13 protein-coding genes are annotated in these 14773 nt (G+C 64.4%); 1 reads left to right on the forward strand and 12 read right to left on the reverse strand.

Going from position 1 to position 14773, the window contains the following annotated elements; genetic code table 11:
• Positions 1–112: 112 nt before the first annotated feature.
• Entirely contained in the window at positions 113–1495 is a 1383-nt protein-coding gene (locus P0D70_RS23290; protein ID WP_408186187.1) for an EAL and HDOD domain-containing protein, read from the reverse strand.
• Positions 1496–1760: 265 nt separating this feature from the next.
• Between P0D70_RS23290 and P0D70_RS23295 the strand changes: the two genes are divergently transcribed.
• The gene (locus P0D70_RS23295) at positions 1761–2519 is read left to right on the forward strand and encodes an acetoacetate decarboxylase (RefSeq protein WP_408186188.1); all 759 of its coding nucleotides are present in this window, start codon (positions 1761–1763) and stop codon (positions 2517–2519) included.
• Between the two features lie 118 nt (positions 2520–2637).
• On the opposite strand, the gene P0D70_RS23300 is transcribed toward P0D70_RS23295, so the two are convergent.
• The 11 genes from P0D70_RS23300 to P0D70_RS23350 all read right to left on the reverse strand — a co-directional run bounded on the left by P0D70_RS23300 (position 2638) and on the right by P0D70_RS23350 (position 14548).
• The gene (locus P0D70_RS23300) at positions 2638–3432 is read right to left on the reverse strand and encodes an ABC transporter substrate-binding protein (protein WP_408186189.1); all 795 of its coding nucleotides are present in this window, start codon (positions 3430–3432) and stop codon (positions 2638–2640) included.
• Positions 3433–3701: 269 nt separating this feature from the next.
• Entirely contained in the window at positions 3702–4754 is a 1053-nt protein-coding gene (gene astE / locus P0D70_RS23305) for a succinylglutamate desuccinylase (protein WP_408186190.1), read from the reverse strand.
• Complete coding sequence (gene astB / locus P0D70_RS23310) at positions 4738–6078, reverse strand: N-succinylarginine dihydrolase (RefSeq protein WP_091795022.1); 1341 nt, start codon at positions 6076–6078, stop codon at positions 4738–4740. Before astB ends, astE begins: the two co-directional genes overlap by 17 nt.
• Before the next feature lie 9 nt (positions 6079–6087).
• Positions 6088–7551, reverse strand: a complete 1464-nt coding sequence (astD, locus tag P0D70_RS23315; RefSeq protein WP_408186191.1) for a succinylglutamate-semialdehyde dehydrogenase — start codon at positions 7549–7551, stop codon at positions 6088–6090.
• A gap of 2 nt (positions 7552–7553) precedes the next feature.
• Entirely contained in the window at positions 7554–8594 is a 1041-nt protein-coding gene (gene astA / locus P0D70_RS23320) for an arginine N-succinyltransferase (protein WP_408186192.1), read from the reverse strand.
• Positions 8591–9649, reverse strand: coding sequence for an arginine/ornithine succinyltransferase subunit alpha (gene aruF / locus P0D70_RS23325; RefSeq protein ID WP_408186222.1), 1059 nt, complete (start codon positions 9647–9649; stop codon positions 8591–8593). The genes astA and aruF overlap by 4 nt, the downstream gene beginning before the upstream one ends.
• A 41-nt stretch (positions 9650–9690) precedes the next feature.
• Entirely contained in the window at positions 9691–10926 is a 1236-nt protein-coding gene (locus P0D70_RS23330; protein ID WP_408186193.1) for an aspartate aminotransferase family protein, read from the reverse strand.
• Positions 10927–11179: 253 nt separating this feature from the next.
• Positions 11180–12229: a GlxA family transcriptional regulator gene (locus P0D70_RS23335; RefSeq protein ID WP_091795036.1), complete on the reverse strand. Its 1050-nt coding sequence runs from the start codon at positions 12227–12229 to the stop codon at positions 11180–11182.
• 38 nt (positions 12230–12267) lie between these two features.
• The gene (locus P0D70_RS23340) at positions 12268–13095 is read right to left on the reverse strand and encodes an ABC transporter ATP-binding protein (RefSeq protein ID WP_091800603.1); all 828 of its coding nucleotides are present in this window, start codon (positions 13093–13095) and stop codon (positions 12268–12270) included.
• 45 nt (positions 13096–13140) lie between these two features.
• The gene (locus P0D70_RS23345; RefSeq protein ID WP_091795039.1) at positions 13141–13854 is read right to left on the reverse strand and encodes an ABC transporter permease; all 714 of its coding nucleotides are present in this window, start codon (positions 13852–13854) and stop codon (positions 13141–13143) included.
• A 4-nt stretch (positions 13855–13858) separates the two neighbouring features.
• Positions 13859–14548: an ABC transporter permease gene (locus tag P0D70_RS23350; RefSeq protein ID WP_408186194.1), complete on the reverse strand. Its 690-nt coding sequence runs from the start codon at positions 14546–14548 to the stop codon at positions 13859–13861.
• Positions 14549–14773 lie beyond the last annotated feature (225 nt).

Here is a 14773-nt window from a genome sequence, read left to right on the forward strand (position 1 = left end):
GGCCAACCCCCCCCCCCATTATTTTTTACCCACCCCCCAATTTAAACTGGGCCCCGGCCGCGCCGCCCCCCCCCCCCCCCCCCCCCCCCGTCCCCGGTTTGAATCACCGGTCTCAATCCTCGATTCTTTCCAGTCCTTGCGCGCTGCGGTCCGCAACACCGGCCCACGCGCCCGCCGCCAGCCCCATATCCGCGATCTGCTCCACCGTGAGTGGCTGCAAGCGCGCGCACAGCGTGCCGATCTCGTCCCACGCGCCGCGCTCCAGTGCGGCGACCGCGCTCAGCAGCATCCCCAACACGCCCTCGCGATGCAGGATCGCGGCCAGGATCGGACGCGACAACGTCAGCACGTTCAAGGTGCTTTCGAGCGAGCCGCCGAATACCGCGTCGACGAATGAGAACACGCCAGTCAGGAATGCCGCGTCGGCTTCATCGCGGCCGGCTTCGGGCAGGCGCTCGATCGCCAGTTCCATGAAGCGCGCGCGCGTCGCGGCGAGTTGCAGCAAGGGATCGTCTTCGAGAGCGACCTTGCGGCCGTCGGCGTAGAGCAGCAGCTGGGTCCAGCGTGCAATGCGGTCCGTGCCCGTCGCGTTGATCGCCTCGCGCAGCGTCGTCACCTTGTGACCAACGGCGAGGCCGCTCGAATTGGCGAGCTTCATCAGATGCATCACCAGCACCGGATTGAGCTTGAGTTCGGCTTCGAGCTGCGCGACGGTCGGCTCTCCCGCCAGCAATTGCAGCAGATTCAGCAACGCGTGGCGCGGCGCGCTGACGCGGCGAGTGGTGGAAGTCTGTGCGCGCGCGAAGAAGTAACCCTGAAAGCGATCGAAGCCGAGTCCCTGCGCCGTTTCGAAATCGGCTTGCGCGTCGATGCCCGAGGCGACCAGCAGCTTGCCCGCCGACTTGAGCACGCTCGCCAGTTTCGGCAGCAGCGCGCGCGGCGCCTGCGTGAAATCGATCTTGACGACTTCCGCGTACGGCAGCAGTTTGGCGAAGGCTTCGTTGGGCTGCGTCACCTCGTCGAGCACGAAGCGATAGCGGCGCCCGTGCAACTGGACGATGCGCGCGACCAGCGCCTCGTCGACCTCGATCGTGGGTGCGAGTTCGAGCATGAAGCGCTCGGCGGGCAGGTGCAGGATCGCGTCGTCCAACAGCATCTCGCGGCTCACGTCGACATACGCCGGATGCCCGGTCAGCGCACCGCGCACCGCGCCCTGCAGCAGACCGTCGATAATGGCTCGCGCCACGAGTTGCGCGGGATCTGGCGCGCGGCCCGGCGCGGCCTCGGCGTCCGCGTCGTTGTCCGCCTCGTGGTCCGCGGCGGCCCGTGCGGCTTCTATCATCGCCGCGGTCCATTGCGGCGCGCGCACCTTGATCTCGTAGCCGCACAGCATGCCGCCCCGATTCAGAATCGGCTGACGCGCGAAGCTGGCATTCAATTGCGCATCGTCCGCGGCGCCCGTCTGGCCCGGATTCCCGATTGCGATGGTGGTCATTGTGCTCCCCCGCTGAGCGCCTTCGCGGCGCCTACTACAGTATTCTGGTTTTCGCTCCACCGTTAGCGCATGGCCCGAGACATGAAGCCGCTGGCGCCCGCGATGTGCACGGCGATTTTATCGCAGGCCGCCATGCGCGGACACGCCTATGAAGCAATATCTCGAAATAATTGGAGAAGTGTCCGAAAGATTTCCGGCACGAAATCGCCGATACTCTTGTGCAGTGCAGAAGCGTTCCAACCGCGTTTAACCACCGAGGAAAAACATGGACGTCAAAAGCGTGCTGTCAAATGCCTTCGCGATGCCGATCACCAGCCCGGCGTTTCCCATGGGCCCGTACCGGTTCATCAATCGCGAGTTTCTGATCATCACCTACCGCACCGATCCGGACAAATTGCGCGCCGTGGTGCCCGAGCCGCTCGAAATCGGCGAGCCGCTGGTGCATTACGAGTTCATTCGCATGCCGGATTCGACCGGCTTCGGCGACTATACGGAAAGCGGCCAGGTGATTCCGGTCTCGTATCAGGGCGTGGCGGGCGGCTACACACTGGCCATGTATCTGGACGACCACCCGCCGATCGCCGGCGGCCGCGAATTGTGGGGTTTTCCGAAGAAGCTCGCCAACCCGGTGCTCGCCGTCCACACCGACACGCTCGTCGGTACGCTCGACTACGGTCCGATCCGGATCGCCACCGGCACGATGGGCTACAAGCATCGCCAGCTCGATCTCGCGCAGCAAAAAAAACGCCTTGAAACGCCGAACTTCCTGCTCAAGGTGATTCCGCACGTGGACGGCACGCCGCGTATCTGCGAGCTGGTGCGCTACTACTTGCAGGACATCGATCTGAAAGGCGCATGGACCGGGCCGGCAGCACTCGAACTGGCGCCGCACGCGCTCGCGCCGGTCGCGGCGTTGCCGGTGCTGGAGGTGGTCGAGGCGCGTCATCTGCTTGCCGACCTGACGCTCGGTCTCGGCGAAGTGGTATTCGATTATCTCGATCAGCCGGAAGCGAATACACGCTGATCGATCCACAGTTTCCGCGCGGTATCGGTGGGCGCGCGCGTCGTCCCTCAAATGCAAACGGCCGCGATTTGCGGCCGTTGCATCAGAGCAAGCGAGAACGCGCGAGACACGCGAAGCCTTACTTCAACACGACCTTCACGTCGAAGTACTTGGCTGCGAAGCGGTCGATCGTGCCGTCCGCCTTCAGTTCCTTGAGCGCCTGGTTCAGCGCGTCTTTCAGTGCCTTGTCGCCCTTGCGGATGCCGAAGCCCACACCCGCGCCGAGCAGCTTCTCATCGGTGACAGCCGGACCGGCAAAGTCGAAGCCGGCGCCTTGCGGCTTCTTCAGAAAGCCCTTCGACGCGGCTTCCGCGTCCTGGAACGCGGCGTCCAGACGCCCCGAGGCGAGGTCGGCGTAAATCTGGTCCTGCGTCTGATACGGCACGACGTCCACGCCCGCCGGCGCCCAGCGCGCCTTCGCGTAAGTTTCCTGAATCGTGCCCTGCAGCACGCCGACATGCTTGCCCTTGAGCGAAGCCGGCGTCGGCAGCAGACCGCTGCCCTTCTTCGCGATCATCTGATTCGGGATCGTGTAGATGGGATCGGTGAAATCGATCGCCTGGCGGCGCTGTTCCGTGATCGTCATGTCCGAGTTGATCGCGTTGAACTTGCGCGCCTGCAAGGCCGGGATCAGACCGTCGAACGAGTTCTCGACCCACACGCATTTGGCCTTCAGCTTCGCGCACACGGCATTGCCGACGTCGATGTCGAAACCTTGCAGTTCGCCCGACGGCGACTTCGATTCGAACGGCGCATACGACGCCTCGACGCCGAAATGCACTTCCTTGATATCGGCAGCCGATGCGGTGCCGGCCGTGGCCGTGGCCGTCGCGAACAGCGCGAGCGCAGCCATGTTTCGCCAATTCATCTTCATTGCGGGTGTTCCTCTACGGTATTGAACAAGACGGAGCCGAATCCAGGCAAGCATGATTGCCGCGCCAAAATTGCGATTCAAACTCGTGCGGCCGGCGTGATGCAGCGCAACAGCCGCGAGGCCGCGATTGTACAGGCTTCGTTTTCCGCCTCTGTAGGCGCGCCGCTCGGCGCGTGGTCGAGCGAGCGCCGCGGGCGGCAGGTGCAAAGGTGTAAGTAGGTGTCGCGTTCAGGCAAACCCGCGCGCAATGTCGCGGGCATCCGCGTGAACTACACGAGCTTCGAGAGCGTGTCCTGTGTCGTTTCAACGACCATCAGGCCGGCGCGCAAACCGGGCTTGACCGTCGCATTCGGGAACACGAGACGCTCCTCGTCGTGCCGCACGACATAGCGATACTCGCCGTCACGCGCGAGCACCGTGTCTTTCGCGAACGGCGTGAAATTGGCGACGTCGGCCGCGACCAGCAGTTCGAACGCGTCGCTCTGCTTGGTGATCTGGTCGATCACCGTGAACGCCCTCGGCATGTCCGCGCGCACCTCGCCCCGCATGCCGGCCACGAGGTGACGCACCGCATGATCGGCGCCAGCGAAACGCGTCAGATCGTTCTGACCGAACGGACGCACCTTGCCGAGTTCCAGCGTGCACGCCTGAGCACCGCACGCTTGTGCGGTGAAATGCGAATACGTGTTGCCCTTGGTGGTGTGCAACAGCACCGCACTGATGCGCGCCTCGCCGAGCCACGCGAACATCGCACGCGAAAACGGTTTGCCGGTGTGCGGCAGCAACGCGAATTGCTCGAAGGCGGACGCGCGGATTGCCGTATGCATGTCGATATGCCAGCGCGCGCCGGGATCGCTCGGCGCGGCCGCGAAGAACTGCGTCGCGGCCTGCTCCAGCGCTGCCGCACGCGGCGCCTCGTAGCTGTGCGGCACCTGCAGATGACGGCCACTGAAGAGGCGGTTCAGATCGTCGTCGCGGTAACGGCAAGCTTCGCGCATGGCGTCGACGTTGCCGAGAATCACCAGCAGGCGGCAGGTCAGCGCGGCTGTGCCACGCGCGATGTCGCGCACGAGAAACGCCAGCAACTCGATCGGCGCGGTCTCGTCGCCGTGCACGCCGGCGGAGACGAGCACACTGCGCGTGCCCTCTTCCCGCGCCGCGGGCTCCATCAGCAATACGCCGTCGTCCAGCCACGACCAGCGTACACCACCGGCGCACGTGCCCTGTGCTTCCTGCTCGGCCGGCCGCGTGCCCGCCAGCGTGTAGGCGAGGAAATCGTCGAGCAGCGAAACCGGCATATCGCGCTCAGCGCTGGAAGTCATACAGCGAACCCAGGCCGAGAATCTGCGTCAGTTCGTCGAGCGCGGTACGCGACTCGGCGAGCAAGTGTGGATCGGTCAGATCGGCCGGCGCGAGGCGGTCGCGATAATGTTTCTCGATCCACGCATCCAGACGGCCGAACAACGTGTCGTTGATCCACACGCCTTGCGTTACTGCCGCGCGTTCCGCGTCGTCGAGCACCACACGCAGACGCAGGCACGCCGGCCCGCCGCCGTTCTTCATGCTTTCGCGCAGATCGAACACCAGCACGTCGTCGATCGGGCCCGTGTGCGCGGTCAGTTCGTCGAGGTAGGCGGCCACGCGCGGGTTTTCGCGGCATTCCTGCGGCACCACCAACACCTGCTTGCCATCCGGGCGCGTCAGCAGCTGGCTGTTGAACAGATACGAAGTGACGGCATCGGCCACGCTCACCTGCGCGTCCGGCACTTCGATCACATTGAACTCCGCCTTCAGGCCGGAGAGCTTCGCACGCAATTCGTCGTAGACGGCATTCTGTTCGACGAACGCCAGTTGATGGCAGAACAGCGTATTGCGATTGCCGACCGCGATCACGTCGTTGTGGAATACGCCGGCGTCGATCACGTCGGGATTCTGCTGCGCGTAGACCGTAGCCGCGTCGGCCAGACCATGACGATGCGCGACGGCACGGCTCGCTTCAAACGTTTGACGCGCAGGGAAGCGCTTCGGCTCCGGTCCGCGACGATACTCGCTGCGGCCGTACACGAAGAATTCGACGCCACGTGTGCCGTATTCCGAGCAAAAGCGCGTGTGATTCGCCGCGCCTTCGTCGCCGAGCGCCGGCGTGCCGGGCAGCGCCTCATGCACCGCGAAACGGTCGGCGTCGCTGAAAATCGCGCGCAGCGTGCGGCGCGTCGATTCATGTTCGATCGCGCGATGCAGCTTGCTGCACAGATTGGCCGGCGTGAAATGCACACGGCCGTCGTGCGTATCCGCGGATGGGCTCACCGTTGCCGCATTCGCAGTCCACATGGCCGAAGCCGAACTCGCCGCGGCCAGCAACTCGGGCGCGTCTCTCGCCACGCGCGCGATCACCGTGGCGTCGTCGCCGGAAAAACCGAGCTCGCGCAACAGACGCATCGACGGCCGCTCCTGCGGCGGCAGCACGCCCTGATGAAAACCGAGATCGGCCAGTTGCTTCATCTTGCGCAGGCCTTGCTTGGCCGCGGCCTTCGGATTCGCAACCGACTTCTCGTTGTTCTGCGACGCGACGTTGCCGAACGACAGCCCCGCGTAGTTGTGCGTCGGGCCGACCAGGCCGTCGAAATTGGCTTCAGTGGCTTGCATCGTCGATCCTTAGAATTGAAGGCCCGGCGAGACGCTCGCGGGCATTTGCAGTTGCGCGCTTTCGACGGAAGCCATCGGGAACGCGCAGTAGTCGGCGGCGTAATATGCACTCGGCCGGTGATTGCCCGAGCGGCCCGGCCCGCCGAACGGCGCGCCCGACGAAGCACCGTTGGTCGGCCGGTTCCAGTTGACGATGCCGGCGCGGATCGTGCGCTGGAAGTGCGTCCAGAGCGCTTCGTCGTCGGCGAGCAGGCCGGCGGAGAGGCCGAACTCGGTGTCGTTGGCCTGCTCCAGCGCTTCGTCGAAACTGCCGTAGCGGATGATTTGCGCCAAAGGCCCGAAGTGTTCTTCGTCCGGCAGGTTCTTCACGGCGGTCACGTCGAGAATGGCCGGCGTCACGAAGCCGAGATTCGGATCGCGCTGCTCCATTTTCAGCAGCGCTTTCGCGCCGTCGGCCAGCAGGCGTTCCTGCGCGGCGACGAGTCGCGAGGCCGCGCGCGCCGAAATCACCGCGCCCATGAACGGCTGCGGATCGGCGTTATATTCGCCGACGCTGATGCGCGAAGTGACCTCGGTGAAGCGTTCCATGAAGCGATCGCCCTGAGCGTCGTTCGGCACGAAAATGCGGCGCGCGCAGGTACAACGCTGCCCCGCCGACAGAAACGCCGACTGGATCGTGTGATGCACGGCGGCGTCGATATCGGCCACCGGCCCGATCACGAGCGGATTGTTGCCGCCCATTTCCAGCGCCAGCACGATCTCCGGGCGGCCGCCGAACTGTTTGTGCAGCAATGTTCCGGTATCCGAACTACCTGTGAAGAACAGGCCGTCGATCTGCCGGTGATTGGCCAACGCAATGCCAGTGTCTTTTTCGCCTTGCACGAGGTTCAGCACACCTGCCGGCAAACCGGCGTCGCGCCAGATCTGCACCGTGAGCGCGGCCACGCCCGGTGCCAGTTCGGACGGCTTGAACACGACCGCATTACCCGCGATCAGCGCCGGCACGATATGGCCGTTCGGCAGATGCCCCGGAAAGTTATACGGCCCGAACACGGCCACCACGCCATGCGGACGATGGCGCAGCACGGCCGTGCCGTCCGCCATGGCCGAACGCTTCTCGCCGGTGCGCTCGTTATAGGCCTGAATCGAAATCTCGACCTTCGCCGCCATCGAAGCAGCTTCAGTGCGCGCTTCCCACAACGGCTTGCCGGTTTCGCGGCCGATCGCTTCCGCCAGCGCTTCCTTGCGTTCGGTGACGAGCGCAGCGAAGCGGCGCACCACGGCGCAACGTTCGTCGAGGCTCAACGCCGACCACGTGGCGAAGGCACGGCGCGCGCTGCGCACCGCGCGGTCCACGTCGTCAGCCGAGGCGCTGTTGCCTTCCCACACCGCCGCGCCCGTGCCCGGGTTGCGCGACGCGAATGCGGGTCCTGTGCCGGCGGCCCATTCGCCGTCGATGAAAAGCTCGCTCATGATCATCCCTGTTTATGTTTCTGCGGCAGCACGCGCACGAGGTCGCCTGCCTTGACGTCGAGCGCCGCGGCCTCGGCCGCGCTCAGACGGAACACGCCGTCCTGCGGCACGCCCGCCACCACGCCGACGCGAAAATCGCCCAACGACGTATTCGACACCATCGATTTCGGCCCGTCCTGCGGCGCGCCCGAAGTGCTTGCCGCGCCGATTTCGACCGGCACCACCACGCTCTCGCGCACCGTGCGCAAGTCGGCGATATGGCATTCGAGAACCGGACCCGCGTCGAAGATATCGACGTGATTCTCGTAGCGCAGCCCTTCCGCTTCGAGCATGCGACGCGCCGGAATCGTGTCGTTATGCGTGAGGCCCACGCAGTCCTGCGCCTCTTGCGGCAACAACTCGACATACACCGGATAGCGCGGCATCAACTCGGCGAGAAAAGCCTTGCGGCCGTGCGAACTCAGGTAGTCCGCCGCGTTGAAGTCGATCTGGTAGAAATGCGAGCCGACCGCGCGCCAGAACGGCGAGGTGCCTTCCGCGTCGAAATGGCCGCGCAATTCCGCGCACAAACGCTGCGGAAAGCGCTCGCGAAACTGCGCGAGAAACATGAAGCGCGACCGCGACAGCAAGCCGCCCACGCCGCTCGTGCGGTAACGCGGACTCAAAAACAGCGAGCACACTTCCGCGTAACCCGTCAGGTCGTGCGAAATGTTCAGCGCGCGCATGCGCGTCCAGATGCCGAGGTCCTGGCTCGCATGCACCACCGTGCTCACGCGATAGTTGTAGAACGGCTGCTGCAGGCCCACCGCGGTTTCGATTCCGCACACGCCGGCGACGTCGCCCGTATCCGTGTCTTCCATCACGAAGAAGTAGCCGGCTTCGTACGGCTCGGCCTTGTCTTCCATCGTGCGGCGCGCGCGTTCCACGCGTGCCGCGAGTGCCTCGCGGTCCGGCTTGAAGGTGGTCAGTCCCGGGCCGGTTTCCTGCGCGAGCCGCATGAGCGCGTCCACATCGCCTCGTTGCACAACGCGAACCACGATCATCGTGCGTCTCCCGATTGTTCGTCCTGCTGCGACTGGTGCAACGGCACGCAGCGCACCGTGTCGCCCTCCTGCACGCCGAGCGCGGCACGCGCCGCTTGCGGCAACGGCGCGCCGGCTTCCTTGCCCGCCGCCAGTTCGCCAAGCACGCAACGGAACTCGCCGTCCGCGCCGTTATGCGCGATCAGATACATCGCACCGTTAGCCGCCACGTTGCTCTCGCGCACCTCGCGTGTTTCGTTGCGCGTGACGCAGGCGCTGCGATCCACTTGCGCGGTCAGCACTGGCCCCGCGTCGAAAATATCGACATAGCGATCCGTCTCGAAGCCTTCCTCAAGATGAATGTCATAGGCGAGCAAGGCTTTCGAATCCGGCTCGCCGAGCACGCGCTGCGCCGCTTCCGGCAGCAACGGCACATAGATGGGATACGTGGGCATCACTTCAGCGATGAAGGTGCGGCTGCGGCCACCCGATTCGATCTCGATGTCGGCGAAGTCGCGGCCGAAAAACTTGCGCCCCACCGCTTCCCAGAATGGCGACACGCCGTTCTCGTCGGTGACGCCGAGCAGCAGCGAAAACACCTCCGGCGTAAAGCGCTTGCGATTGGCGGCGATATACATCATCCGGGCACGCGACATCAGATGCGCGGCGGCGTCGCCACGCAGCGACGGGTCGATGTAATAACCCGCGAGGCGGCTCTTGCCGGTCAGTTCATGCGACATGGTCAGCGCGTGAATCTTGCGGTTCACATGCAATTCGCGCGACGCATGAATCAGCGCGTCGTTGCGAAACGCGTAGAACGGGTCCGAATAACCGGCCGCGGCGACGATGCTCGCCGTGCCCATCAGCTTGCCGCTCAGCGCATCTTCGAGCACGAACAGATAGAACTCCTCGCCCGGAAAATCGACCTCCGCGCGAAACGAGTCTTCCGACAACGCGACGCGCGCTTCGAGCGCGCGCCGGTCGTGCGGCAGGGAATGCAGCACCGGTTGCGCGGTGCGCGCCATATGCTCGAGCGCGTCGAGATCGGCGAGGCGGCCTGGGCGTACAAAGAGCATCATCGTTCCTGTTGAATGTGGCGCGTGATCAATGCTGCGGCTCAGTGCGACGCCGCTTCAGCTTTCGCGCCGACGATACCTTCGATCGCCTGGGTCAGACGCGCGAAGCCCTCGTTCATGTCGTCGAGCGGCATGATCAGCGACGGCACGAAACGCAGCACGTCAGGACCGGCCATCAGCATGATCACGCCATGCTGGCCGGCGGCCGTGACGAAGTCTTTCGCGCGGCCCTTGAAGGCATCGGTCAGTTCCGCACCGATCAACAGGCCCCTGCCGCGCACTTCCTTGAACAGGCCGAAGCGATCGTTGAGCTTCGCGAGGTGGCCCTTCAGCGCAACGCTACGCGAACGCACGCCTTCGAGCACCTTCGGATCGCTGACCAGTTCGACGACCTTTTCGGCGATCGCCGCGCCGAGCGGATTGCCGCCGTACGTCGTGCCGTGCACGCCGACCTTGAAATGCGCGGCCAGTTCGGCGGTGGTCAGCATTGCGCCGATCGGGAAGCCATTGCCGAGCGCCTTGGCCGTGGTCAGGATGTCCGGCGTCACGCCGGTTTCCTGGTACGCGTAGAAATAGCCGCTGCGGCCCACACCCGTTTGTACCTCGTCAAAAATCAGCAGTGCGCCATGCTGATCGCAGGCTTCACGCAGTGCCTGCAGAAACGCCGGATCCGCCGGGATCACGCCGCCTTCGCCCTGAATCGGCTCGACGATCACCGCGCAGGTTTGCGCGCCGATGGCTTTCTTCGCCGCTTCGATATCGTTGTACGGCAAGTGGGTGATGCCGGCCGGCACCGGGCCGAAGCCTTCCGAATACTTCGGCTGCCCGCCGACGCTCACCGTGAAGAACGTGCGGCCGTGGAACGACTGCGTAAACGAGATGATTTCGATCTTGTCGGCGCCGTGGCGATCGAACGCGACGCGGCGTGCCAGCTTCAACGCGGCTTCATTCGCTTCCGCGCCCGAGTTGGCGAAGAATGCGCGGTCGGCGAAAGTCAGCTCTTCGAGGCGTTTGGCCAGACGCAGCACCGGCTCGTTGGTGTAGCCATTGCCGATGTGCCACAGCTTGCCGCCCTGATCGTGCAGCACTTTCAGCAGTTCGGGATGCGCATGACCGAGCGCAGTGACGGCGATGCCGCCGGCGAAGTCGATATAGTCGCGGCCTTGCGTATCCCAGACGCGTGAGCCGAGACCGCGATCCGGCACGAAGGCGGCGGGAGAAAACACCGGCACCATGACTTCGTCGAAGGTCTGGCGTGTCACTGTCAGGTCGTTCATGGCAAATCCTCGTTACAGGTGAGAGGTAATACAGCTAGTGTAGGTAACTGCGCCCGATACGTCTTGCGCATACGCGACGCTTTCTATGAGCTTCCACGCGAGCGGGCGGCGTTCGGTGAATGGGCGACGGGCTTGAATCCGCGCTTTGAGCCCTTGCCTCAGGCCGCGCTTTGGGCCTCATTTTGGCCCTGCCTCCGGCCGCGCTTTGGGTCTCGTTTCAGCCCTTGCCGCGGTCCGCGCCTTGGCCCGCGCTTCAGTCCACCTGATCCGGACGCTCGATCAGCGCGCCCGGCCGCGGCTCGCTGGCCGCGGCGCCGCTCGCGCCGGTCTGCTTGTCGATCCAGTTGCGACGATCCTCTCGCGGTGTGACACCAAAGCGTTCGCGGTACGCATTCGAAAAGTGCGCCGCCGACGAAAACCCGCAAGCGAGACTGATCTGCACCACCGATTTGCTGGTGCGCTGCAATTGCGTGCGCGCTTTGGAAAGCCGCAGCCCCAGATAGTATTTGGACGGCATCGAGCCGAGATACTGGCGAAAGAGGCGCTCCAGTTGCCGCCGTGACACGCCGACCAGACCCGCGATCTCGTCGGTGGTGAGCGGATCTTCGATATTCGCTTCCATCAGCAGCAAGGCGTCGTTCAGGCGCGGATGGCGCTCGCCCGGCGCGGTGACGAACGGAATGCGCTGACGCTCCTCGCCCGCGCGCAACGCGCCGACGCCGAGCGTATCCGCAATGCGATCCGCGAGTTCGGGGCCGTGCTCGCGGCCGATCATCGCCAGCATGAAGTCGACGGTCGCCTGGCCGCCCGCGCAGGTGGCGCGATCGCGGTCGATTTCAAAGATCTGCTGCGTGACGATGGAGCGTTCGAACTGCTCGGAGAACTGCTGATAGGTTTCCCAGTTGACGCTCACGCGGTAGCCGGACAACTGCCCTGCCATGGCGAGCCACCACACGCCGTGGTGAATGCCGGTGACGAGCGGCGTGCGCTGACCGACCCGCGAGAGGCTGGCGAGAAAGAGGCGATAGTCGGCGAACTGCTGAAACCGCTCGCTGACGATGATCAGCCAGTCGCACGCGATCGCGTCGCCGAAAGCGGCATCGGCCGGCCATTGCGCGCCGCCCGCGAGCGGCACCGCGCGGCCGTCCCACGAGCACACCTGCACGCGGTAGAGCGCGCGGCCGTCGATTTCATTGGCGAGATTGAGGGCGTCGACAATCGGCCCGACGCCCGACATCGACACGGGCGGCAAGGCGACGATAGCGACTTGCGTGGTGCGAGCCGGGCTGGACGTGCGAGCCATCGCTGAAACGGATTAAACGCTACGGCGCGAGCCGCGCGTTACTTCAGGCTGCCGGAAAGGAACTGCTTGAGCCGCTCGCTGCGCGGCGCGCTCAGGACTTCCGCGGGCAGGCCTTCTTCTTCGGTGCGGCCTTGATGCAGGAACATCACATGGTTCGACACGTTGCGCGCGAAACCCATTTCGTGCGTGACGACGATCATGGTGCGGCCTTCTTCGGCGAGCTTCTGCATGACCTTCAGCACTTCGCCGACGAGTTCGGGGTCCAGCGCAGAAGTCGGTTCGTCGAACAGCATCACGTCGGGGTTCATGGCCAGCGCGCGGGCAATCGCCACACGCTGTTGCTGACCGCCCGACAGATGCGACGGATACTGCTTTTCGAGGCGCGGTGCAAGACCGACCTTCTCGAGATACTCACGCGCGCGGTCTTCGGCTTCCTTGCGCTTCAGACCCAGAACATGAATCGGCGCTTCGATGATGTTCTCGATCACGTTCATGTGCGCCCACAGGTTGAAGTGCTGGAACACCATGGCGAGCTTCGTGCGGATGCGCTGCAACTGCTTGTGATCCGCGACTTCGAGATTGCCGGCGCGGTCGGTTTTGGTCTTCACCGCTTCGCCGTCGACGACGATCTGCCCGGCGTTCGGCCGCTCGAGAAAATTGATGCAGCGCAGAAAGGTGCTCTTACCCGACCCGCTCGCACCGATAATGCTGATCACGTCGCCCTTGTTCGCGTTGAGCGACACGCCCTTGAGCACCTCGTTGTCGCCGTAGCGCTTGTGGATGTCCTGTACGGCGAGCTTGCAAGCTTCGGTTTGAGTCGTGTGGAGCAAGATGCTCTCCCTTTGAAAATACGGATCAATCTTCATGACGGCGCGCGACTGCCGCGCCGCCCACTGCAAACACGGCGCGTTTCAATGCGTGCGCACCGCGAGATAGCCCAGCCAATGGCGCTCGGCGCGGCGGAACAGCGCCACCAGCACGAACGACACCACCAGATAGATCAGCGCCGCGAGGCCGAACGCGTCGAACGACTGGTAAGTGGCCGAGTTCGCGTCGCGCGCCACCTTCAGGATGTCCGGCACCGTGGCCGTGAAAGCGACCGTGGTGGCGTGCAGCATCAGGATCACTTCGTTACTGTACAACGGCAAGGCCCGGCGCAGCGCGGACGGTATCACAATGCGGCGGTACATCGTGAACCAGCTCATGCCATAGGCGCGCGCCGCTTCCACTTCGCCGTGCGAGGTCGAACGAATCGCGCCGGCGAAAATTTCCGTGGTGTACGCGCAGGTGTTCAACGCGAAGGCGAGAATCGCGCAGTGAAAACCGCTGCGGAAAAACGCGTCCAGCAGTTGATGCGAGCGCACGAATTCGAGGCTGTACATGCCGGTGTAGATGAGCAGCAGTTGCACGTACAGCGGCGTGCCGCGAAACACGTAAGTGTAAAGACGCACCGGCGTGGAGAGCCAGCGCTTCTTCGACACGCGCGCCACCGCCAGCGGAATCGCCGCGCAGAAGCCGATCCCGACCGACGCCACCAGCAGCCACAGCGTGACCGCGAGACCGGAGATGCGCTGGCCGTCCCAGTAGAGAAACGCGCGCCAGAATTCATTGAGAATGTCGATCATGGTCTTAAAGCTCCGCGTGCCGCACACCGATCGAATAGCGCTTTTCCAACCAGATCAGCACGAGATTCGAAGCGGTGGTGATCGCCAGATAGATCAGCGCGGCGACCAGGATGAAGAAAAACATGTTGAAGGTGCTTTTGCCGGCGTCCTGCGCTGCTTTGACGACGTCGGCGAGACCGATGATCGACACCAGCGCAGTGGCCTTCACCAGCACCTGCCAGTTGTTGCCGATGCCCGGCAGCGCGAAACGCATCATCTGCGGAAACAGGATGCGCGTGAATACGCGCGCGCCGCTCATGCCGTACGCGCTGCCCGCTTCGAGCTGGCCGCGCGGCACGGCGAGAAAAGCGCTGCGGAAGGTCTCGGTGAAGTACGCACCGTAGATGAAGCCGAGCGTCAGCACGCCGGCCACGAACGGATCGATATCGAACTGCGGGAGATTGAGCGCGTCGGTGAGATTGTTGACCGCGATCTGGATGCTGTAGAACAGCAGCAGCATCAGCACGAGGTCGGGCACCGAGCGGATCAGCGTCGTGTAGCCGGTCGCGATTGCCCGCAGCGGGCGGTTGAACGAAAGTTTCGCCGCCGCGCCCGCGAGACCGAGCAGCACGGCGGCCGCCAGCGACAGGACGGACAGCTCGATCGTCTGGATCGTGCCGGCCAGCAACACCGGGCCAAAGCCGTATAGGAACACGCGTGTCTCCATCCAGGTTGTTTGAGGATGTCTCGGACGGTGTCGGCTCATGCCTGCCCGACTCGTCCAGCATGGCGCGGAGTCTCGCAAGCGAAAATTAAATTCTCAAAGGCGCGCGGGCGTTTTGCTGCAACGCAACAGAGCGGCCTTTGGCGCATCGCGCGGCGTGCAGGGCTTGGTTTTGAGGGTTGTGGGAATTTGTAAGACAGGCAGCGCGCGGCGAGC

The organism is Paraburkholderia sp. RL17-381-BIF-C (assembly GCF_046026435.1).
Taxonomy (GTDB): Bacteria; Pseudomonadota; Gammaproteobacteria; order Burkholderiales; family Burkholderiaceae; genus Paraburkholderia.